Origin of the sequence: Pseudacidovorax sp. 1753 (genome assembly GCF_040544975.1) — a bacterium.
Lineage (GTDB): Bacteria > Pseudomonadota > Gammaproteobacteria > Burkholderiales > Burkholderiaceae_C > Xenophilus.
In genome coordinates this window covers 57,739-77,301 of record NZ_JBEPKY010000021.1, presented here as the reverse complement: position 1 = coordinate 77,301, position 19,563 = coordinate 57,739, and the positions used below count along the sequence as shown (strand labels likewise).

Below are 19,563 nucleotides of genomic sequence, written 5' to 3'. Positions count from 1 at the left end.
AATTTATTAGTGAAAGACAAGCATGAAGAATCTTGAATTTGACGTTGTCATTATTGGCGCAGGCCCCGCAGGCCTGACAGCGGCTTACGAACTACAAAAAGCCGGATTAAGAAATATCTGTATTCTCGAAGCCGACAATCAGGTCGGAGGAATCTCTCGTACTGTAGAACACCATGGGAATCGCATAGATATTGGAGGACATCGATTCTTCTCCAAGTCTGACTGGGTAATGGACTGGTGGAACAGCATTCTTCCGATTGAAAAAATCCAGAACCCGAATATGCGGTTCGCGTACCAGGGTCAGGAACGCCAAGGGCTACCCGGCGCATTAAGTGCCAGCCAAGCCGACCCTGTCCACGCGTCCATGCTCATCCGTCAGCGTCAGTCCAGGATTTATTTTAATGGAAAGTTCTTCGACTACCCTCTGAAAATCAATTTCTCGACCTTCCAAAAATTAGGATTGAAGAAAACATTTTCTTTTGGCATCAGCTATATCCGCGCGCATCTACGCCCGATCAAGCCCGAGGCATCGCTCGAAGATTTTTTCATCAATCGATTTGGCAAACTTCTTTATCTGCAGTTTTTCAAAGAATATACAGAAAAAGTGTGGGGTGTTTCTTGCAGAGACATCAGCGCAGATTGGGGGGCCCAAAGAGTTAAAAGCCTCTCCGTGGGGAGGGCATTGATTCACGGAATCAAGTCGCTCTTAAGGATTGATTCGGAACAGGCAAAACAAACCTCGCTGATCGAATCATTTATTTATCCCAAGTATGGGCCAGGACAGATGTGGGAAGAAGTTGCCAAGCGATTTGTTGAGAGAGGGGGAACCTTACTTCTCCGTCATACGGCAAATTGCATCGATATCGAAAGCGGCGCAGTTAGGTCCGTAACCGTCCAAGATAGCGACGGCTCGACAAAAAAAATAAATTGCGCTCATTTGATTTCTACTATGCCTGTCAAGGACCTTGTAAGCGCATCATCGAATTATTGGAGTCCAGATGCGCAGGAAATCGCCAAGAACCTAGAGTATCGGGATTTTATAACGGTTGGCCTGCTCTATAAGAAGACCGATCTTTGCACGGAGTTGACCGATAACTGGATATATATCCAAGAGCCTGGATATAAGGTAGGGCGAATTCAGGTCTTCAATAATTGGAGTCCATATCTGGTTGCAGATGATTCCTGCGTCTGGCTCGGTCTTGAGTTTTTCTGTCGAGAAGACGACGACTTTTGGCCGATGACCGACGATCAGATTAACATGATCGCGCAATCAGAAGTAAAAAAATTGCAGATCGCAAAATCGACCCGTGCACTTGACTTCATCGTACTCAGAGTCCCGAAGGCTTATCCCGGATATTTCGGCGACTCGTACAAAAAATTCGATGTACTGCGCAGTGAAGTCGATGAGGTCTCTAATTTATTCTTGATAGGCCGCAACGGCATGCATCGCTACAACAATCAAGATCACTCGATGCTTACGGCGCGAGAAGCGGCGCATCAAATCATTAGCGGAGAGATCAACAAGGAAAAAATCTGGTCTATCAACATAGATGACGAATACCACGAGGAAAAGGAATCGTCCACGAAATCCAAAGCGTCACCGGACGACGCAGATTCTTCAAAAGCCGGCGCGACGATAGAGCAGGCAGGAACTATCTCCCTGGCTCGTTGAGCATTAACAAGATTGCTTAGAGGATTCGGCTGCTTTCGACGATGAGACGGGAAAAGATATTTTTTGATTAGACGGCTAAAAAGGACATTGAGGGGATTTTTTCGTTTCAACTCCGCGGGCGGGGCGTTGATTCTCTACCCCGTCTTCCTTTTGCCTTTTTGGGGAGGTTTTTCTTTCGCCACGTGGCAAGGCTTGGCGACAGATTTCTTTTTCGTGTGCGCGTTGCTACTAATGGCGCGAAATCCAGCCTTCGTCAGTGAATGGGGGTGCCTGCGTAAAATCAATGCAGCCTGTTTCGTAGCTCTTGCTGTTAGCACGAAATATGCACTTTTGATCGGCGCGATTTCACTGATGCTTGGGGCCTCGCGTCTCGCGCCTGCATCCTCCCGGGACGTATGGCGCTCCCATGCACTGGGCGCACTTGTCGGAGTAGGGGCATTAAGCGCCGCCACAGGCCTCCTCCAGTACCACGGCCTCGCCACCCCCCTGCGCCCCTGGGTCGCCGTCCCCATGGAACCCATCGGCATGGCCTACGGCAACCTGCGCCAGCGCAACCAGTTCGCCACACTGCTGAGCATGGGGCTCGTGGCCCTGCTCTGGACGCATGGCCAGGCAGGCCCCCGCGGACGTCGCGTCCTGATGGCTGCCGGTGCCTTGCTCGTCGCGGGCCTGGCCGCCTCCACGTCCCGCACCGGATTGCTGCAGTTGGGAGTCATCGCCGCCGCGGGCGGGTGGATGGCTTGGCGCGAACGCGCGCCGGTCGAACCCGGCGCCGTGACGCAAGGAGCCGCCCGGCAGCCGCTGCTGCCGCGTCCGGGCTGGTTCCTGGGCGCGCTGGCGCTCTACGCCCTGCTGTCCTGGGCGCTGCCCTGGTCGGCCGTCATGGTCGCGTCGTTCTTGGCAGGCGGCGGGAGCGCCGGGGCCGACGTTCAGGGCATGCTCACCCGGCTGCGCGAAGGCGCGCCGCCCGGCCACAGCCGCTGGCTGCTGTGGAGCAACGTGCTGTGGCTGATCGCCCAGCGGCCCTGGACGGGCTGGGGCTGGGGCCAGCTCAGCCTCGTGCACTACCTGGCCGAATACCCGGGCCCGCGCTTCGTCGAGATCCTGGACAACGCCCACAACCTGCCGCTGCATCTGGCGGTGGAGCTCGGCATTCCGGCCGCGGTGCTGATCTGCGGCGGCTTCCTGTGGATGGTGGCGGCGGCCCGGCCCTGGCAGGAGCGCGATCCCGCCCGGCTGATGGCCTGGGGCGTGCTGGCCATGATCGTGCTGCACAGTCTGGTCGAATATCCGCTGTGGTACGGGCCCTTCCAGCTCGTGTTCGGGCTGTGCCTGGGCATGCTCTGGCCCGGCCGCAGGCAGACCAGTGCCATGTGGGATGCCGAGGCCGCGTCGACCACGATCCTGCAGCGCCAGGCCGCCCGCGCGCGGTGGGCCGCCCGCCTGACGGCGGCGGCCCTGCTCGCCGTCGTCGCCTACGCGGGCTGGAGCTACGTGCGCGTCAGCCAGCCCTTCCTTCCGGCGGCAGAGCGGCTCGCCGGCTGGCGTGACAATCCGCTCGCGCAGCTGGATCCGGACGGCCGGGACTGGCTCTTCGCCCGCCAGGCGCGCTTTGCGGAACTGGCGCTGACGCCCCTGACGCCCCAGACGGCTGCGCGCGTGCATGCACTCGCCCAGGCCACGCTGGCCTTCTCGCCGGAGCCGCGCGTGGTGGTCAAGCTGATCGACAGCGCGCGCCTGCTGGGGCTGGAGCAGGAGGCGCAGTTCCACCTGGAGCGCCTGCGCGTGGTCTATCCCGAGGCCTACGCGCGCTGGCTGGCCGGAAAGCCGCCCGCCTAACCGGGCGCGGCGCGGCACGCCGAGCCGACAGACCCTACCCAAGCCAGAACGTCGATCAGCCTGGGCGCGTCCACGCCCCGAGGCCACCGATCCGCCCGTGCCCCCGCCCAGGCAACGCCCACCGTGGCCAAGGGACAATCGCCGGATGACCAAACATCGGATCGTCGTCGGGCTCTCCGGCGGCGTGGACTCGGCCGTGACGGCGCACCTGCTCAAGCAGCAGGGCCACGAGGTCATCGGCATCTTCATGAAGAACTGGGAAGACGACGACGACAGCGAATACTGCTCGTCCAACGTCGATTTCGTGGACGCGGCCAGCGTGGCCGACGTGCTGGGCATCGAGATCGAGCACGTCAACTTCGCCGCCGACTACAAGGACCGCGTCTTCGCCGAATTCCTGCGCGAATACCAGGCCGGCCGCACGCCCAACCCCGACGTGCTGTGCAACGCCGAGATCAAGTTCAAGGCCTTCCTCGACCACGCCATGCGCCTGGGCGCCGAGAAGATCGCCACCGGCCACTATGCCCGCGTGCGCGCTGTCTACGCCGCCACCGGGCTGGCCTTCGCCGCCGGAGAGCCGGTGCCGGCCTCCGCGCGCTACGAGTTGCTCAAGGGCCTGGACCCCGCCAAGGACCAGAGCTACTTCCTGCACCGACTCAACCAGGCGCAGCTGTCGAAGGCGCTGTTCCCGGTGGGCGAACTGCACAAGACCCAGGTGCGCCAGATCGCCACCGACATCGGCCTGCCCGTGGCCACCAAGAAGGATTCGACCGGCATCTGCTTCATCGGCGAGCGGCCTTTCCGGGAGTTCCTCAACCGCTACATCAGCAAGGCACCGGGCCCGATCAAGGACGAGCGCGGCCGCAAGCTGGGCGAGCACCACGGGCTGTCCTTCTACACGCTGGGCCAGCGCCAGGGCCTGGGCATCGGCGGCATCAAGGAAAAAGGCGCACAGCGCGGCGGCGGCGAGCACGCACCGTGGTTCGTCGCCCGCAAGGACGTCGAGGCCAACACGCTGTGGGTGGTGCAGGGCCATGACCATCCCTGGCTGCAGTCGCGCGCGCTGCTGGCGGCCGACGCGAGCTGGGTGGCCGGCGCGCCGCCCGCCGCAGGCACCTACGGCAGCAAGACGCGCTACCGCCAGACCGATTCGCCCGCGCTGCTGCAGGCCCTGCCCGAAGCCCGCTTCCAGCTGGTGTTTCCGCAGCCGCAATGGGCGGTCACGCCCGGCCAGTCGGCCGTGCTGTACGACGGCGAGGTCTGCCTGGGCGGCGGCGTGATCGACGCGGCAGAGGGCGCACGCTGATGCCGCGCATCCATTGCGCCACGCCCCTGGCCAGCGGCCAGTCGCTGGGCCTGCCGCCCGGCGCCGCCCGCCACGTGCAGGTGCTGCGGCTGCAGCCCGGCGACGGCATCACGCTGTTCGACGGCCGCGGCGGCGAGTTCGAGGCCACGGTCGAGCGCATGGGCCGCAACGATGTCGACGTGCGTGTGGGCGCCCACCACACGGTCGAGCGCGAGGCCGCGCTGGCCGTGCACCTGGCTGTGGGCATGCCCGCCAACGACCGCATGGACTGGCTGGTCGAAAAGGCCACCGAACTCGGCGTGGCCAGCATCCAGCCGCTGCAGACGGCCCACGGCGTGCTGCGCCTGGCCGGTGAGCGGGCACAGAAGAAGCAGGACCACTGGCAGGCCGTGGCCGTGGCCGCCTGCGAGCAGTGCGGCCGCAACCAGGTGCCTGCGGTGCATCCGGTGCGCGACCTGGGCACCTGGCTGGACGGCCTGGTCGCGGACGCGCCCGCCGCCCGCCATGTGCTCGGCTTCGGCGACGAGGCGCAGCCGCTGGGCCGCGGGGCGCCAGCGGGGGGCAGCGCACTGTTCCTCAGTGGCCCCGAGGGCGGACTCAATCCGCAGGAAGAGGCCCGGGCCCGCGCCAGTGGCTTCGTGCTGACCACACTGGGCCCGCGCATCCTGCGTGCCGAGACGGCGCCGCTGGCGGCGCTGGTGCACCTGCTGGCCGTGGCCGGCTGAGCCGGCTTCACCGGCCGCCCGGCGGCGGGATGCCCTGCGACTCCTCGGCCACCTGCGCATCCAGCCAGGCGCCGAAGGCCTGCACGGTCGCGTCTCCCGCCCGGTGCGGTGCCACGAACAGGCTGTAGCCGCGCGGCCCGTCTCCCTCGAAGGGATGGGCCAGGCACAGTTCGGCACTGGCCAGCTCGCGCGCCACGCCGTAGCGCGGCAGCAGGCCGATGCCCAGGTCGGCGCGCACCGCCTCCAGCACCATCGAGAACAGATCGAAGCGGTGGCCCACCATCGCGTTCGCCGGAGGCCGGGCGATGCCAGCCTGCGCGAACCAGGCCTGCCAGGCGCCCAGGCGCGAGCTGAGCTGCAGCAGCGGCACGTCGCGGAAGTCGCCCTGCGCCACCGCGGCACGCCAGCGCGACCGCGGTGCGCACACCACGACCACCCGCTCGGCGCGCAGCGGCCACACGGCCGCACCGGGCCAACTGGCGTCGTCGTACTGCAAGGCGACGTCGAAATGGGGCTCGTCCATGTAGACCTGCGTGGGAAAGACCTGCAGATGCACGCTGCAGGCCGGCTGCTCGGCCAGGAAGCCCGGCAGCCGCGGCAGCAGCCAGCGCTCGGCCAGCATGGGCACGGCGCCCACCAGCAGCCGCTCGCCGTCGGGGCGCTGGGCCATGGCCTCGAGGGTGTGGTTCTCCAGCCGCAGCAGGTCGCCGGCCACCTGCGCGTGATAGCGCCGGCCCGCCTCGGTGAGCGTGGTGCCCCGGGCACTGCGCTGCACGAGGCGTACGCCCAGTTGCAGCTCCAGCAGGCGCAGTTGCTGGCTGACGGCACTGTGCGTCAGGCACAACTCCTCGGCGGCCTTGCCCACGCCGTGACAGCGGGCGACGGCGTCGAACACGAGCAGGGCGCGGGTACTGGGAAGGTGCCGGGGCATGTAAGAAAAACTGACGGTGCGGCGGATTAAATCAGAGCGGGGCCTGGATGCAGCCGCCAGAATTTCCGCCGACCCGCGGCACCCGGTCAGCCTGATGACAGGTGCCGCATCCCCCCGCCCCGATTGCCCTCCAACCGACGCCCATGACTCGCCCCTCTTCGAACCGGCCCCCCATGCCACGCCTGCGGCCGCTCGCCTCGCTGCTCGCCCTGTCCCTTGCCTTTGCCGGCGCCTCGGCGGCCTGGGCCCAGTCCTTCGCCGCCATCGCCCCCACGCCCGCCCAGGTGCGGCCGGCGGTGGACCAGGCCTACACGCAGCTGCTGTCAGCCCCGCAGATCCAGGCGCTGATGGAGGCGGTCAAGGCCGACCATGCGCGCTCCATCGACGACCTGAAGATGCTCACCGAGATCGAGGCGCCGCCCTTCAAGGAACGCCCGCGCGCCGAGGCCTTCCTCGCGCGCATGAAGGCCCTGGGCCTGGCCGACGCCCGCATCGACAGCGAAGGCAACGTGGTCGGCCTGCGCAAGGGCAGCGGCCAGGGGCCCAAGCTGTTGATCTCGGCCCACCTGGACACGGTCTTCCCGGCGGGCACCGACGTCAAGGTCAAGGAGCGCGACGGCCGCCTGTATGCGCCGGGCATCTCCGACGACACGCGCGGCCTGGCGGTGTTGCTGTCCTGGCTCAAGGTTCTGAACGACCAGAAGATCCAGACCGTTGGCGACCTGCTCTTCGTGGGCAACGTGGGCGAGGAAGAACTCGGCAACCTCCGCGGCATGAAGCACATCTTTGCCGAGCACCGCGACATCGACGGCATGGTCGGCCTGGAGCCGGCGCCGGACGGCACCGTGCTGATCCTGGGCACCGCCAGCCACCGCTACGAGGTCAACTTCAAGGGCCCGGGCGGTCACAGCTACGCCGCCTTCGGCCAGGTGCCCAGCGCCATCCACGGCATGGGCCGCGCCATCGCCAAGATCGCCGAGGTGCGCACGCCCACCTTCCCCAAAACCACCTTCACCGTGGGCACCGTCGGTGGCGGCACCTCGGTCAACACCATCGCGCCGGATGCGCGCATGGCCGTGGACATCCGCTCGGACCAGATGGATTCGCTGCTGTCCACCGAGAAGAAGATCCTCGCTGCCATCGACGAAGCCGTGGCCGAGGAAAACAAGCGCTGGAACGTCGAGACCCTCACCGTGCAGACCAAGCTGATCGGCGACCGGCCGGGCGGCCGCACGCCGTCGGACTCGGTGATCGTGGAAGCGGCCACGCGTGCCAACGCCTCCTTCGGCCACAAGACGCTGCTGACGGGCGCCAGCACCGACGCCAACGTGCCGATGGCGCTGGGCATTCCGGCCATCATCGTGGGCGGCGGCGGCAAGACGGGCGGCTTCCACGCGCTGAGCGAATGGATCGACCTGACCGACGGCTGGAAGGGCGCGCAGAACTCCCTGGCCACGGTGCTGGGCCTGGTGGGCGTCCAGGGCGTGACGCCGCCGCTGCTGGAAAAGCGGCCACCGCGCGCGCCGTGATTGCGTCAAATCCAGTGTCCAAAAGGTGAATTACGCACGGCTTCGCTGAAAAAGCGGCGCCGTTCCGCGAAGAACACGAGGCTGCCCTGAACAATGGCGGCCTCGTTTTCATTTCGCAGGGAAGAAGCCATGGGCTTGCTCGATTCCGTCCTCGGCCAGGTGCTCAACAGCGGCGCACCGGCACCGCATTCGCCGGGCAGCGATCCGGTCGCCATCTTCGGCAGCCTGCTGCAGGAAAGCGGCGGTGTGGGTGGCTTGGTGCAGAAGCTGCAGCAGGCCGGCCTGGGGGACGCCGTAGGTTCGTGGATCGGCACCGGCCAGAACCAGCCCGTGTCGCCCGACCAGGTGCAGGGCGCGCTGGGCCAGGACGTGATCGGCGCCGTGGCGCAGAAGCTGGGCCTGAATGTGCAGACGCTGCTGCCGCTGCTGGCGACGCTGCTGCCCGTGCTGATCGATCGTTTGACGCCGCAAGGCCGTCTGCCGGACCAGGAGCCGTCGCTGTCGGCCGGCGCGGGCGGGCTGGGCGATCTGCTCGGAGCGCTGGGCCCGCTGCTCGGCCGACGGTAAACGGCGGTCCGGCCCGATCAGTCGGCCGGCGCACGCCAGCGCCCGGGCTGAACGCCCGGCCACACCGGCGACAACCTCGCTTCAGGCCGCCTGTTCGGCCGCGTGCTTGGCCGGCATCGCGGCCATCACCTGCGCGACGGCGGCCGTCAGCCGCGTGGCATAGGGCACGTGCAGGAACTCGTTGGGCCCGTGGGCATTGCTCTTCGGGCCCAGCACGCCGCACACCATCATCTGCGCCTTCGGAAAGCCGGCGCTCAGCATGTTCATCAGCGGAATCGTCCCGCCCTGGCCGATGTAGCCGCAGGGCGCGCCGAAATGGGCCTGGCTGGCAGCGTCCAGCGCCTGCTGGAACCACGGCACCATGGCCGGCGCGTTCCAGCCGGTGGCGCCGCCACCGGACTCGAAGGTCACCTTGGCCTGGTAGGGCGCGTTGTCCTCCAGCAGCGCCTTCAGCTCCTGCACCACCTGCGCCGCCTCCACCAGCGGCGGCAGGCGCAGCGAGAGCTTGAAGGCCGTGTAGGGCCGCAGCACGTTGCCGGCATCCTTCAGCGCAGGGAAGCCCTCGGCGCCCGTCACCGACAGCGTCGGCCGCCAGGTGCGATTGAGCAGCGCCTCCACCGGATCGGTGGTGGTCGGCAGCGCGAAGGCGGTGGCGCCGCCGCAGTCGTAGTGCGCCCAGGGGAAGCGCTTGTAGACCTCGTCGCCCAGGATGGCCGCCGTGGCCTTGGCCTGGGCCAGACGTTCGGCGGGCACCTCGCAGTGGAAGCTGGCGGGCAGCAGGCGGCCGGTCTTGCTGTCCTCCAGCCGGTCCAGCACCTGCCGCATGATGCGGAAGCTCGACGGCACCAGCCCCGAGGCGTCGCCCGAATGGATGCCCTCGGTGAGGATCTCGACCTTGAGCGTGCCGCCGGCCAGGCCGCGCAGCGAGGTGGTGAGCCAGAGCTGGTCGTAGTTGCCGGCGCCCGAGTCCAGGCAGACCACCAGCGCCACCTCGCCCAGGCGGCTGCGCAGCGTGTCCACGTAGGGCAGCAGGTCGTAGGAGCCCGATTCCTCGCAGGTCTCGATCAGGCCGACGATGCGCGGATGGGCCACGCCCTGCGCCTTCAGCGCCTGGATGGCCGCCACGCTGGCGTAGATGGCGTAGCCGTCGTCCGCGCCGCCACGGCCGTAGAGCAGGCCGTCCTCGTACTTGGGCGTCCAGGGGCCGAGGTCGCGGCGCCAGCCGGTGAACTCGGGCTGCTTGTCCAGGTGGCCGTACATCAGCACGGTCTCGTTCATCGACGTGCCGCTGGCGGGCAGCTCGAAGAACAGCACCGGGGTGCGGCCTTCCAGGCGCACGATCTCCAGCCTGAGGCCCTCGACCTTCTGCGCCTCGACCCAGGTGGCGGCATTGCGCAGCACCGTCTCCAGGTAGCCGTTGGCCGACCAGTCCGGATCGAAGCCCGGCGACTTGGCCGGAATGGCGATGTAGTCGCTGAGCTGGCGGACGATGTCGCCATCCCAGCGGGCGGTGACGTCGGCCAGAGCGCGCTCGGTGTCGAGCAGGCCGGCGGGAATTTCTTTGTGCAGAGGGGCGTTCATCGGCGTTTCTCCGTGGGGGCGCGTGGCCGGGGCAATCGTTCCATTTTGCGCCGGGATGCCCCCCGGCGTAGAGTGCGCCAGCCGCATCACCCCAGCACGCCCATGCCCAAGAAAGCTGCGCCCACCGCCGCCGACCTGCCCGCCCCGCCGCAGACGCCCGTGCGGGTGGGCATCGGCGGCTGGACCTTCGAGCCCTGGCGCGGCAGCTTCTACCCGCCCGGCCTGCCGCATGCGCAGGAGCTGGTCCACGCCAGCCGGCGGCTCACGGCCATCGAGGTCAACGGCACCTTCTACAGCACCTTCAAGCCCGACACCTTCCGCAAGTGGCGCGAAGCCACGCCCGAGGGCTTCGTCTTCTCGCTCAAGGCGCACCGTGTGACCACGCACCGCCGCGAACTGGCCAAGGCCGGCGATGCGGTGCAGCGCTTCATCGGCAGCGGCCTGGCCGAACTGGGCGACCGGCTGGGGCCCATCGTCTGGCAGTTCATGCCCACGCATGCCTTCGACGCCGTGGACTTCGGCGCCTTCCTGGAACTGCTGCCGCCCCAGGTCCATGGCCTGCCGCTGCAGCATGTGATGGAGGTGCGCCATCCCAGCTTCATCGACCCGAACTACCAGGCCCTGGCCAAGCGCCATGGTGCGGCGACTGTCTTCACCGACAGCCCGAAATTCCCGTCCTTCGACGCGCCGCAGGGCCCCATCGTCTATGCGCGGCTGATGGATGCGCAGCCGCGCTTCGCCAACGGCTACGCGCCCAGTGCGCTCGATGCACTGGCGACCCAGGCGCGGGGATGGGTGGCCGAGCGGCCCACCTATGTCTTCTTCATCAACGGCCACAAAGAAAAAGCCCCCGCCGCGGCGGAGGCTCTTCTGAAGCGGCTGGCCGACGCGCCGGCAACGGCGCGCCGCTGAGCGCCGGCGATGCTCGATGCTCAGGCCGCCAGGGCGGGCTTGGCGTCGCTGGAGGTGCTCGTGCCCACGCTGATCTCGCCGGAGAGCTGGCCGCCCTCCTCGATCACGATCTTGCCGTAGCGGATCTTGCCCGACACCTTGCCGGTGGCATGGATCACCAGCTTCTGGCGCACGGTCAGGTTGCCGTCGAACACGCCTCGGATCTCGGCGATGTCGATCTCGGCCGAGCCCTTGAAGGCGCCCTGCTCGGCGATCTGGATGACGCGCGAATCCATGGTCGCTTCGACCGTGCCCTCGACCACCAGCGTGTCGCAGTCGGTGATCTCGACGCCCTTGAGCTTGATGTTGGGACCGACGGTCAGCTTGCTGCCCGTTTCCTGCACCGGAGCCTGTGCGGCGGCTGGCGTTGCGGCAGGTGCCGAGGCCAGCGCCGGCCCACCCACAGGATGGCCCGACAGCGTGCCGGCGCCCATCAGCGGGGCGGGACGCGAAGTCAGGCTGTCGTTGGGGTCACGGTCACGTTTGCCGAAGAAGGGGGATTGCGAAGCCAAAGGGTGATCTCCTTGCGAAAGCGCCAATGGTAGGCAAGTGATTCTGAATGTTGACACTTCTTTGCGAAAGATCGGTAACAACCCGCGGCAAGGCCGATGTCGCCGGCCTCGCCGCCTTGCCGTCAGAATTCGCCGCGTCCGGCTCACGCCGCTGTACCTCGCTCTTCATGGCCCCGCACATCGACCCCGCCCATCACGCCGACGACGACATCCCAGGCATGTTCGATGACCGGGCGGCCGACGCCCGCTTCGGCAAACCCGCTTCCGGCTGGCGCCGCACGCTCTTCACGGTCATCTTCGAATCGGAGACGCGGGCCGGCCGCAGCTTCGACCTGCTGCTGATCGCGGCCATCCTGACGAGCGTCGGCGTGGTCATGCTCGAGAGCATGGCCGGGATGCGGGCCCGCCATGGCGCCTTGCTGCACGGGCTCGAATGGGTGTTCACCGCGCTCTTCACCCTGGAGTACCTGGCCCGCCTGGTGTGCGTCCAGCGCCCGCTGCGCTATGCCCTCAGCTTCTATGGCGTGATCGACCTGCTGGCCCTGCTGCCGACCTACCTGGTGGCCCTGGAGCCATCGCTCGGCGCGCTGATCGACGTGCGCGTGCTGCGGCTGCTGCGGGTGTTCCGCATCTTCAAGCTGTCGCGCTATGCGCACGAATACCGCACGCTCGCCCTCGCGCTGGCGGCCAGCGCGCGCAAGATCACGGTCTTCCTGGGCTTCGTGATGCTGCTGGTGCTGGTATCGGGCACGCTCATGTACGTGGTGGAAGGGCCGCCGCACGGCTTCACCAGCATTCCCACCGCCATGTACTGGGCGGTCTCGACGATGACGACGGTGGGCTTCGGCGATCTGGTGCCCCGCACCGACATGGGCCGGCTCATCGCGTCGGCCATGATGCTGACCGGCTGGGGTGTGCTGGCGGTGCCCACCGGCATCGTCACGGCCGAGATGGGCGCGCAGCGGCGGCTGCAGACGCTGCGCGACCGCGCCGCCGCCGATGCGCATTGCACCGCCTGCGGCGCGGGCGGCCATGCGGACGACGCGCACTACTGCCGGCGGTGCGGCACCGCGCTGCCGCGCGCCGGGGTCGCACTCAGTCCCGCTCGAACTTGAAGACGGCCGTCGCGGCGCGCAGGTTGGGCAACCAGCGCACCTCGCGGCCGTGCTGCACGCCGAACGCATCCAGCACGCGCAGGCGGTTCTTGCGCGCCAGGGCGTCGAAGTCGCGGAAGGTGCCCACGCGGATGTTGGGCGTGTCGTACCACTGGTAGGGCAGCCGCCGCGTCACCGGCATGCGGCCCTGCAGGATGCTCAGCCGGTTGGGCCAGTGCGCGAAGTTGGGAAAGGCGACGATGCCGATGCGACCCACGCGCGCCGTCTCGCGCAGCATGATTTCGGCATTGCGCAGGTGCTGCAGCGTGTCGATCTGCAGCACCACGTCGAAGCTGGCGTCCTCGAACATCGACAGGCCTTCGTCGAGGTTCAGCTGGATCACGTCGACGCCGCGCCGCACGCATTGCAGCACGTTGCCGTCGGCAATCTCCACGCCGTAGCCGGTGCAGCCGCGCTCGCGCTGCAGGCGCTCGAGCAGCGCGCCGTCGCCGCAGCCCAGGTCGAGCACGCGCGCGCCCTCGGGCACGAGGCGGACGATGCGGTCGTTGATGTCGTGGGTCGTGCGCAAGGGCGTGCCTTCGGCGTCGCCTGCGGTGCGAGGGCCCTTGGGAGCAGCCGGGCGGGTGGTCATTGCAGCTCCTTCGCGATGCCGTCGAACCAGGCGCGCACGACGCCCAGGTAGCGGGTGTCGTCCAGCAGAAATGCGTCGTGACCATGCGGCGCGTCGATCTCGGCATAGCTGACGCTGCGGCGGTTGTCGAGCAGCGCCTTGACGATCTCGCGGCTGCGCGCCGGCGAGAAGCGCCAGTCGGTGGTGAAGCTCACGAGCAGGAACTTGGCCATGGCCCGCTCGAAGGCCGCACGCAGGCTGCCGCCATAGGCCGCGGCCGGGTCGAAGTAGTCGAGTGCGCGGGTGATCAGCAGGTAGGTGTTGGCGTCGAAGTACTCGCTGAACTTGTCGCCCTGGTGGCGCAGATAGCTCTCGATCTGGAACTCCACGTCGTGCGTGGTGTAGCGCACCTGCATGCCCTCGCGCAGCTGGCGGCCGAACTTGGCGTTCATCACGTCGTCGCTCAGATAGGTGATGTGGCCGATCATGCGGGCGATGGTCAGCCCGCGCTTGGGCACCACGCCGTGGTCGTAGAAGTGGCCGCCGTGGAAGTCGGGGTCGGTCACGATGGCACGGCGCGCCACCTCGTTGAAGGCGATGTTCTCGGCGTTGAGGTTGGGCGCGCTGGCGATCACCGCGGCGTGGCGCACACGCTCGGGGTACTGCAGCGTCCACGACAGCGCCTGCATGCCGCCCAGGCTGCCGCCCATCACGGCGGCGAGGGTGTCGATGCCCAGCGCATCGAGCAGGCGGGCCTGGGCATCCACCCAGTCCTCCACGGTCACCACCGGAAAGTCCGCGCCCCACGGCCGCCCCGTCGCCGGATTGGTGTGCATCGGCCCGGTCGAGCCGAAGCAGGAGCCCAGGTTGTTGATGCCGATGACGAAGAAGCGGTCGGTGTCCACCGACTTGCCGGGACCGATCATGTTGTCCCACCAACCCTGCGACTTCGGCTGGCCGGCGTACTGGCCGGCCACGTGGTGCGAGGCATTGAGCGCATGGCAGACCAGCACGGCATTGCTGCGGTCGGCATTGAGCGTGCCGTAGGTCTCGTAGGCCAACGCGTAGTCGCCGATGGCGCTGCCGCTGCGCAGCGGCAGCGGCGTCGCGAAGGACATGGACTGGGGTGTGACGTCGAAGGACATGGGAGCAAAAAGAAAACCCGGCCTCGCCAAAAACGAGCCGGGTTGCGGGCATCCGTCTTTAGCTGCATTTATCAAGCGCCCGCAAGCTGGAGCAAATCGGCGCTGTGGAAAGTATAGGCCGGGCGGCGCCGTCGCCGCCCGGCGAGGGGCATGCCTCAGGCGCCCCAGCCGATGAGCGCGGCCACGCCCAGCACCAGGAAGATCACGGCCGAGATGCTGTGCACGAGCTTGATCGGCACCTTGCGAACGATGCGCTCGCCCAGCCATACCACCGGTGCGTTCGCCAGCATCATGCCCAGCGTAGTGCCGATCACCACCCACAGGTAGTCGTGCGTGAAGCGGGCCGCCAGCATGACGGTGGCGATCTGCGTCTTGTCGCCCATCTCGGCCAGGAAGAAGGCCACCAGCGTGGTGCCGAAGACGCCGAACTTGGAGACACCGCGGGGCGCCTCGTCCTCGTCGAGCTTGTCGGGAATCAGCATCCAGACGGCCATGGCGATGAAAGACAGGCCCAGGATCCAGCGCAGGACCGTGGGCCCGAGAAAGCCGGTCACCCAGGCGCCGACGGCGCCCGCCAGCGCATGGTTGACGACCGTGGCCGCAAAGATGCCCAGCACGATGGGCCAGGGCTTGCGGAAACGCGCCGCGAGGACGAGGGAAAGGAGTTGGGTCTTGTCACCCATTTCAGCCAGCGCGACGATGCCGGTGGCTACCAGAAAGGCTTCCATAGAGATGTGGGGTTCCTCGGCCGAAGGACGCAATCGACCACGCAGCGCCTTCGGCCTTGTTCCCGAAGCTACGTGGTCAATGGTCTCGCCAGGTCTTCACTGCATGCGCCATGTTCCGCGTGGGGCGCGGTACAAGTCTGTTGACGCATGCCCTTCTCGAACTCGGAAGGCGGCTACTCCCCAAAGACGGGGCAGATTCTAGCGGCTCTTGCCGCACTGCAGCATGAAACTATGGGTGCGGGCGCAGGAACGCCTGCCGCAGTTGGCGTCAGAAAAAGGAGGCGCAACCGCGCCCGATTAACTCGATGATCTCTTCCGACTACTTAGGAAACCTGTGTTTTCACCGGGCCATCGATGTCAGTGTGCGCAAGCTTCGCAGACTCACGGAGGTTGTTGCAATTCAAGGGAAATTCCTGCCCCCCTCCCAAATAAATCACCCATAATGGGTGGACCTTCGGCCCGGAAAGCCGCAGGCCATTGGGTGATCGGTCAGTTTCGTCAGCCCCGCAGGCCAACATGCTGCGGGTCTTGCGCCCGGGACTCCATCGCTGCTTTTCTTTGTGTTTTACAGGAGTCCCATTCATGGGCAACAAACTCTACGTCGGCAACCTGCCCTATTCGGTGCGCGACGGTGATCTCGAACAGGCTTTCGGCCAGTTCGGCGCAGTGACCAGCGCCAAGGTCATGATGGAGCGCGAAACCGGCCGTTCCAAAGGCTTTGGTTTCGTGGAAATGGGCAGCGACGCCGAGGCGCAGGCTGCCATTCAGGGCATGAACGGCCAGCCGCTGGGCGGCCGCAGTGTCGTGGTCAACGAAGCGCGCCCCATGGAGCCGCGTCCGCCCCGTAGCGGTGGCGGCGGCTACGGTGGTGGTGGCGGTGGTTACGGCGGCGGCGGTGGCGGCGGCTACGGCGGCGGCGGTGGTGGTTACGGCGGCGGCGGCGGTGGCCGCAGCGGTGGCGGCGGCTATGGCGGCCGCGGCGGCGGCGGTGGCGGCGGCAACGACGGCAGCTTCCGCAGCCCCTACGGCACCGGCCCCCGTGGCGGTGGCGGTGGCGGTGGCGGCGGTGGTCGCGGCGGCTACGGCGGCGGCGGTGGCGGCGGCAACAACTACTGATCGCACACGTTGCCGCTCCGCTTTGCGGAACGACTCAGTGAAAGGCTCCCTCGGGAGCCTTTTTCATGCGCGCCTGCTTGTGACGGTCCTGCCACGGCCCTCCGCACGCCAGTCGGTCAAGCAGACAGGCTGCGACGCCGCAGCGCTCAGCGAGGCGTATCGGCTTCGTCCCGGCGGCGCTTTCGGCCGCGGCCTTGCACCGCCCGGTCGTAGATGGCGTTGGGCAGCACCCTCATCAGTTTGGCGACGACCCCCATCTGCCAGGGAATGACGCGGTAGCTGACCCCGGCCTCGATGGCGCGGAATGCTCGGTCGGCAAAGACCTCCGCGGAGATGAGGAAGGGCATGCCATACCGATTGCCCCGGGTGAGCGGCGTGTCCACATAGCCCGGACAGACTGTCACCACCCGGACGCCGCTGTCGCGCAACTCGGTGCGCACGCTTTCGCAATACGCCACGACCGCCGCCTTGCTGGCGCAGTAGGCGCCGTGCCCCGGCAGCCCCCGAATCGCGGCAACGCTGCCGATGCCCACCAGCCGCCCGCTCCCCCGGCGCACCATCGCGGCGATGAAGGGATGGAAGGTGGCGGCCAAGCCCACATTGTTGAGTGCGAAGGTCTCGGCCATCACGTCCAGATCCGCACGCTCGGCCGTGTCCATGCCGACGCTGATGCCCGCATTGGCAATGACCACCTCGGGCAGACCCTGCGCAGCCAGGCAGGCCTCGCCCGCCGCGACGATGCTGTCCACCGCAGCCACATCGGCGCCGTAGATGCCGCAGCGCTCCGGCCCCAGGCCCTGGGACGCCGCCCACTCCTGCATCTGCGCCGTGCGCCGCGCCACGAGCGCCAGCCGCCAGCCCGCCTGGGCATAGCGGGCCGCCATCGCCTGCCCGATACCGCTGGACGCGCCGGTGATGAAGACCAGGGGGGCAAGGGCAGGGGCGGACATGGACGGCTCCCGCAGATACGGCTAGCGCCTGCCCGCCGGGGCCGGCGGCATGATCTGGCCCCGGACGCGCCCACGCAGATTGGCGATGCCGCTCATGTGGTCGTAGTCCATCGCATCGGCCTTGAACGTGTCGCTGCCCCGGATCAGCGTGACCGGCAGATGGGAGCGCACCCGGTCCTCGTTGGTGAACACATGCAGGAAGTCGCCCCGGAATTCCAGCCGGGGCGCCGGCTTGCCATCGGGAAGCTTGCCTTCGTCGCGGATCACCACGGCATTGCCGAAGAGCTGGATCTCGCTGGCATCGCCATTGGAAAGACCGCGGTTGGCCGTGGCCCGCGTGACCAGCCCCTGGGGCGACACCGAGCGCACGCGCACGTCATCGACCTCCATCGTGTCGGTGTCGGGGTAATGACGGCCTTCCCGGCCGCTGATCTCGCTGTGCAGCGAGCCGTCGGGCAGGAAGCTGCGCACGATGAAGTTGCGCATGAAGAAGTCCGGGTCGTGCGAGACCGGGGCCGCGGCGTGCGGCTTGATCAGTTCCGGCGCGTTGCGCACCAGCCAGTAGGTGCCGAGCGCCAGCAGGCCTGTCAGGATGATCGGCAGGTAGAGGCTCAGCCGGTCGAAGGCCAGCCCGAAGACGGAGACGACGCGCTTCATGCGTCGGGCACCCCGATGGCGGCGTCGAGCAGGCCGGCATAGCGCCCGCATGCGCACAGCAGCAGGTCGCAGAACTCGCGGGCCGCGCCCTCGCCGCCCCGCAGGCGGGTGACATGGCGCACGGTGGCCGCCACCTCCGGATGCGCATTGGCAGGTGCGGCCGCGAAGGCCACCCGGCGCAGCACGGGCAGGTCGGGCCAATCGTCGCCGATGGCCGCCGCCTGTGCCCAGTCGAGGCCCAGGGCCGCCAGGATCTCGGTGGACGCAGCGATCTTGTCCATCACCCCGTAGCGCGCATGCCGTACGCCCAATGCCTGCAGCCGGGCGCGCAGCGGCGCCGAGTCGCGGCCGGTGACCACCACGGGCTCGATGTCGGCCTTGCGCAGCATCTGCAGCCCGTAGCCGTCGAGCACGCTGAAGCGCTTGAGCGTCTCGCCGGCGTCGGTGAAGTAGATGCCACCATCGGTCAGCACGCCGTCGACATCGAAAAAGGCGACGCGGACATCCTGCGCGGCCAGCAGCAGTTCGGGGTCGAAGTTGAGCACGGGTCGGGCGCCCTGCGGTTGCGGCGCCATCAGATGACCTTCGCCCGCATCAGGTCGGTGGTGTTGAGTGCCCCGGCCAGCCGGCCTTCGGCATCGACGACGAACAGGCGGGTGATGCCATGCTGCTCCATGAGTTCGGCCGCCTCGACGGCCAGGGCGTCCTGGCGGATGGTGCGCGGGCCGCGGTGCATGACGTCGGCGGCACGGATGCCGCGCAGGTCGGCGCCCGCCTCGATCAGCCGGCGCAGGTCGCCGTCGGTGAAGATGCCTTCGGCACGGCCCTGGGCATTCATCACCGCCGCGGCGCCGAAGCCCTGCACGCTCATGGCGCGCATCAGCTCGGTGATGCCGGCCTGTGGCGAGACCTGCGGCACCGCACTGCCCTGGCGCATAACGTCGGCCACATGGGTGAGCAGCTTTCGCCCCAGCGCGCCGCCCGGATGCGAGCGGGCGAAGTCTTCGGCACCGAAGCCGCGCGCATCGAGCAGCGCGACGGCCAGCGCGTCGCCCAGCGCCATCTGCGCGGTGGTGCTGGCGGTCGGCGCCAGGTTCAGCGGGCAGGCTTCCTTCTCGACGCCGCTGTCCAGCACCAGGTCGGCATGCCGGGCCAGCGACGAGGTCGCGCCGCCGGTCATGGCGATCAGAGGCACGCCCTGGCGCTTGAGCACGGGCAGGATCGCGTCGAGTTCATTGCTTTCGCCGCTGTTGGAGATGGCCAGCACCACGTCCGCGGCCGTGACCATACCCAGATCGCCATGGCTGGCCTCGGCGGGGTGCACGAACATGGCAGGCGTGCCGGTGGAGGCCAGAGTCGCAGCGATCTTGCGGCCCACATGGCCGCTCTTGCCCATGCCCATGACCACCACCCGGCCCTGCAGGGCCAGGATGCGCCGGACCGCCTCGACGAAGCTCTGGCCGACGCGTGCCTTGAGGCCGAGCACGGCGGCGGCCTCGATGTCGAAAGTGGCGCGTGCGCGGGCCAGCAACGCGTCGGGGTCCGGGGCCGGAAAGCTCATCGGGCGATTTTATCGGCGCGCCTTGCCCCCGCCCCGGTGCAGTGCATGGCCCTTGCTAGCATCCAGCG

20 protein-coding genes and 1 riboswitch are annotated in these 19,563 nt (G+C 67.5%); of the genes, 9 read left to right on the top strand and 11 right to left on the bottom strand.

Features of this window, described 5'->3' with window-relative positions; all coding sequences use genetic code 11:
- The first annotated feature begins 22 nt into the window (after positions 1-22).
- The 4 genes from ABIC63_RS23475 to ABIC63_RS23460 all read left to right on the top strand — a co-directional run bounded on the left by ABIC63_RS23475 (position 23) and on the right by ABIC63_RS23460 (position 5,542).
- Positions 23-1,672, top strand: a complete 1,650-nt coding sequence (locus ABIC63_RS23475; protein WP_354321564.1) for an NAD(P)/FAD-dependent oxidoreductase — start codon at positions 23-25, stop codon at positions 1,670-1,672.
- A 510-nt stretch (positions 1,673-2,182) separates the two neighbouring features.
- The gene (locus ABIC63_RS23470; protein WP_354321563.1) at positions 2,183-3,511 is read left to right on the top strand and encodes a PglL family O-oligosaccharyltransferase; all 1,329 of its coding nucleotides are present in this window, start codon (positions 2,183-2,185) and stop codon (positions 3,509-3,511) included.
- Between the two features lie 145 nt (positions 3,512-3,656).
- Complete coding sequence (gene mnmA / locus ABIC63_RS23465; protein WP_354321562.1) at positions 3,657-4,817, top strand: tRNA 2-thiouridine(34) synthase MnmA; 1,161 nt, start codon at positions 3,657-3,659, stop codon at positions 4,815-4,817.
- On the top strand, positions 4,817-5,542 hold the full coding sequence (locus tag ABIC63_RS23460) for a 16S rRNA (uracil(1498)-N(3))-methyltransferase (protein ID WP_354321560.1): 726 nt from the start codon (positions 4,817-4,819) through the stop codon (positions 5,540-5,542). The genes mnmA and ABIC63_RS23460 overlap by 1 nt, the downstream gene beginning before the upstream one ends.
- Before the next feature lie 7 nt (positions 5,543-5,549).
- Here the strand turns inward: ABIC63_RS23460 and ABIC63_RS23455 are convergent, their stop codons facing one another.
- Positions 5,550-6,437: a LysR family transcriptional regulator gene (locus tag ABIC63_RS23455; RefSeq protein ID WP_354321559.1), complete on the bottom strand. Its 888-nt coding sequence runs from the start codon at positions 6,435-6,437 to the stop codon at positions 5,550-5,552.
- Between the two features lie 209 nt (positions 6,438-6,646).
- Between ABIC63_RS23455 and ABIC63_RS23450 the strand changes: the two genes are divergently transcribed.
- Positions 6,647-8,002 carry a M20/M25/M40 family metallo-hydrolase gene (locus tag ABIC63_RS23450; RefSeq protein ID WP_294376521.1) on the top strand — a complete coding sequence of 452 codons (1,356 nt, stop codon included), beginning with the start codon at positions 6,647-6,649 and terminating at the stop codon, positions 8,000-8,002.
- Positions 8,003-8,007: 5 nt separating this feature from the next.
- Here the strand turns inward: ABIC63_RS23450 and ABIC63_RS23445 are convergent, their stop codons facing one another.
- Positions 8,008-8,133, bottom strand: coding sequence for a hypothetical protein (locus ABIC63_RS23445; protein WP_294376523.1), 126 nt, complete (start codon positions 8,131-8,133; stop codon positions 8,008-8,010).
- Between ABIC63_RS23445 and ABIC63_RS23440 the strand changes: the two genes are divergently transcribed.
- Positions 8,132-8,569 (top strand): YidB family protein, encoded by a 438-nt coding sequence (locus tag ABIC63_RS23440; protein WP_354321558.1) that lies wholly within the window; start codon positions 8,132-8,134, stop codon positions 8,567-8,569. The two genes, ABIC63_RS23445 and ABIC63_RS23440, sit on opposite strands and share 2 nt — an antisense overlap.
- Positions 8,570-8,650: 81 nt before the next feature.
- Here ABIC63_RS23440 and ABIC63_RS23435 read toward each other — a convergent pair whose 3' ends face one another.
- Positions 8,651-10,150 (bottom strand): M20 family metallopeptidase, encoded by a 1,500-nt coding sequence (locus tag ABIC63_RS23435; RefSeq protein WP_354321557.1) that lies wholly within the window; start codon positions 10,148-10,150, stop codon positions 8,651-8,653.
- Between the two features lie 102 nt (positions 10,151-10,252).
- Here ABIC63_RS23435 and ABIC63_RS23430 point away from each other — a divergent pair, with 102 nt between their 5' ends.
- Positions 10,253-11,062 carry a DUF72 domain-containing protein gene (locus tag ABIC63_RS23430; protein WP_354321556.1) on the top strand — a complete coding sequence of 270 codons (810 nt, stop codon included), beginning with the start codon at positions 10,253-10,255 and terminating at the stop codon, positions 11,060-11,062.
- Between the two features lie 20 nt (positions 11,063-11,082).
- Here the strand turns inward: ABIC63_RS23430 and ABIC63_RS23425 are convergent, their stop codons facing one another.
- A complete protein-coding gene (locus ABIC63_RS23425; protein WP_354321555.1) occupies positions 11,083-11,613 on the bottom strand; it encodes a bactofilin family protein in 531 nt (176 codons plus the stop codon).
- A 167-nt stretch (positions 11,614-11,780) separates the two neighbouring features.
- Here ABIC63_RS23425 and ABIC63_RS23420 point away from each other — a divergent pair, with 167 nt between their 5' ends.
- A complete protein-coding gene (locus ABIC63_RS23420; protein ID WP_476349473.1) occupies positions 11,781-12,728 on the top strand; it encodes an ion transporter in 948 nt (315 codons plus the stop codon).
- Here the strand turns inward: ABIC63_RS23420 and metW are convergent.
- From metW to ABIC63_RS23405, 3 genes are all read right to left on the bottom strand, one after another.
- A complete protein-coding gene (gene metW / locus ABIC63_RS23415; protein WP_354321554.1) occupies positions 12,709-13,359 on the bottom strand; it encodes a methionine biosynthesis protein MetW in 651 nt (216 codons plus the stop codon). The genes ABIC63_RS23420 and metW overlap by 20 nt on opposite strands.
- Complete coding sequence (gene metX, locus ABIC63_RS23410; RefSeq protein WP_234193396.1) at positions 13,356-14,483, bottom strand: homoserine O-succinyltransferase MetX; 1,128 nt, start codon at positions 14,481-14,483, stop codon at positions 13,356-13,358. Before metX ends, metW begins: the two co-directional genes overlap by 4 nt.
- A gap of 155 nt (positions 14,484-14,638) precedes the next feature.
- Positions 14,639-15,211: a TMEM165/GDT1 family protein gene (locus ABIC63_RS23405; protein ID WP_294376543.1), complete on the bottom strand. Its 573-nt coding sequence runs from the start codon at positions 15,209-15,211 to the stop codon at positions 14,639-14,641.
- A gap of 16 nt (positions 15,212-15,227) precedes the next feature.
- Positions 15,228-15,405: riboswitch (yybP-ykoY riboswitch) on the bottom strand.
- Between the two features lie 388 nt (positions 15,406-15,793).
- On the opposite strand from ABIC63_RS23405, the gene rbp reads away from it, so the two are divergent.
- Entirely contained in the window at positions 15,794-16,327 is a 534-nt protein-coding gene (gene rbp / locus ABIC63_RS23400; protein WP_354321553.1) for an RNA-binding regulator, read from the top strand.
- Between the two features lie 146 nt (positions 16,328-16,473).
- Here the strand turns inward: rbp and ABIC63_RS23395 are convergent, their stop codons facing one another.
- Genes ABIC63_RS23395 through ABIC63_RS23380 form a run of 4 tightly spaced genes read right to left on the bottom strand, consistent with a single transcriptional unit; the run spans position 16,474 to position 19,495 of the window.
- Complete coding sequence (locus tag ABIC63_RS23395; protein WP_294376551.1) at positions 16,474-17,277, bottom strand: SDR family oxidoreductase; 804 nt, start codon at positions 17,275-17,277, stop codon at positions 16,474-16,476.
- Positions 17,278-17,298: 21 nt separating this feature from the next.
- A complete protein-coding gene (gene lptC / locus ABIC63_RS23390) occupies positions 17,299-17,934 on the bottom strand; it encodes an LPS export ABC transporter periplasmic protein LptC (protein WP_354321552.1) in 636 nt (211 codons plus the stop codon).
- A complete protein-coding gene (locus tag ABIC63_RS23385) occupies positions 17,931-18,509 on the bottom strand; it encodes a KdsC family phosphatase (RefSeq protein WP_354321551.1) in 579 nt (192 codons plus the stop codon). The genes lptC and ABIC63_RS23385 overlap by 4 nt, the downstream gene beginning before the upstream one ends.
- Positions 18,509-19,495: a KpsF/GutQ family sugar-phosphate isomerase gene (locus ABIC63_RS23380; protein ID WP_294376562.1), complete on the bottom strand. Its 987-nt coding sequence runs from the start codon at positions 19,493-19,495 to the stop codon at positions 18,509-18,511. The genes ABIC63_RS23385 and ABIC63_RS23380 overlap by 1 nt, the downstream gene beginning before the upstream one ends.
- Positions 19,496-19,563: the final 68 nt, after the last annotated feature.

Coding starts and splice junctions, on each gene's coding strand:
- ABIC63_RS23475 (WP_354321564.1), top strand. CDS start 23: ATGAAGAATCTTGAATTTGACGTTGTCATTATTGGCGCAGGCCCCGCA.
- ABIC63_RS23470 (WP_354321563.1), top strand. CDS start 2,183: ATGGAACCCATCGGCATGGCCTACGGCAACCTGCGCCAGCGCAACCAG.
- mnmA (WP_354321562.1), top strand. CDS start 3,657: ATGACCAAACATCGGATCGTCGTCGGGCTCTCCGGCGGCGTGGACTCG.
- ABIC63_RS23460 (WP_354321560.1), top strand. CDS start 4,817: ATGCCGCGCATCCATTGCGCCACGCCCCTGGCCAGCGGCCAGTCGCTG.
- ABIC63_RS23450 (WP_294376521.1), top strand. CDS start 6,647: ATGCCACGCCTGCGGCCGCTCGCCTCGCTGCTCGCCCTGTCCCTTGCC.
- ABIC63_RS23440 (WP_354321558.1), top strand. CDS start 8,132: ATGGGCTTGCTCGATTCCGTCCTCGGCCAGGTGCTCAACAGCGGCGCA.
- ABIC63_RS23445 (WP_294376523.1), bottom strand. CDS start 8,133: ATGGCTTCTTCCCTGCGAAATGAAAACGAGGCCGCCATTGTTCAGGGC.
- ABIC63_RS23435 (WP_354321557.1), bottom strand. CDS start 10,150: ATGAACGCCCCTCTGCACAAAGAAATTCCCGCCGGCCTGCTCGACACC.
- ABIC63_RS23430 (WP_354321556.1), top strand. CDS start 10,253: ATGCCCAAGAAAGCTGCGCCCACCGCCGCCGACCTGCCCGCCCCGCCG.
- ABIC63_RS23420 (WP_476349473.1), top strand. CDS start 11,781: ATGGCCCCGCACATCGACCCCGCCCATCACGCCGACGACGACATCCCA.
- metW (WP_354321554.1), bottom strand. CDS start 13,359: ATGACCACCCGCCCGGCTGCTCCCAAGGGCCCTCGCACCGCAGGCGAC.
- metX (WP_234193396.1), bottom strand. CDS start 14,483: ATGTCCTTCGACGTCACACCCCAGTCCATGTCCTTCGCGACGCCGCTG.
- ABIC63_RS23405 (WP_294376543.1), bottom strand. CDS start 15,211: ATGGAAGCCTTTCTGGTAGCCACCGGCATCGTCGCGCTGGCTGAAATG.
- rbp (WP_354321553.1), top strand. CDS start 15,794: ATGGGCAACAAACTCTACGTCGGCAACCTGCCCTATTCGGTGCGCGAC.
- ABIC63_RS23395 (WP_294376551.1), bottom strand. CDS start 17,277: ATGTCCGCCCCTGCCCTTGCCCCCCTGGTCTTCATCACCGGCGCGTCC.
- lptC (WP_354321552.1), bottom strand. CDS start 17,934: ATGAAGCGCGTCGTCTCCGTCTTCGGGCTGGCCTTCGACCGGCTGAGC.
- ABIC63_RS23385 (WP_354321551.1), bottom strand. CDS start 18,509: ATGGCGCCGCAACCGCAGGGCGCCCGACCCGTGCTCAACTTCGACCCC.
- ABIC63_RS23380 (WP_294376562.1), bottom strand. CDS start 19,495: ATGAGCTTTCCGGCCCCGGACCCCGACGCGTTGCTGGCCCGCGCACGC.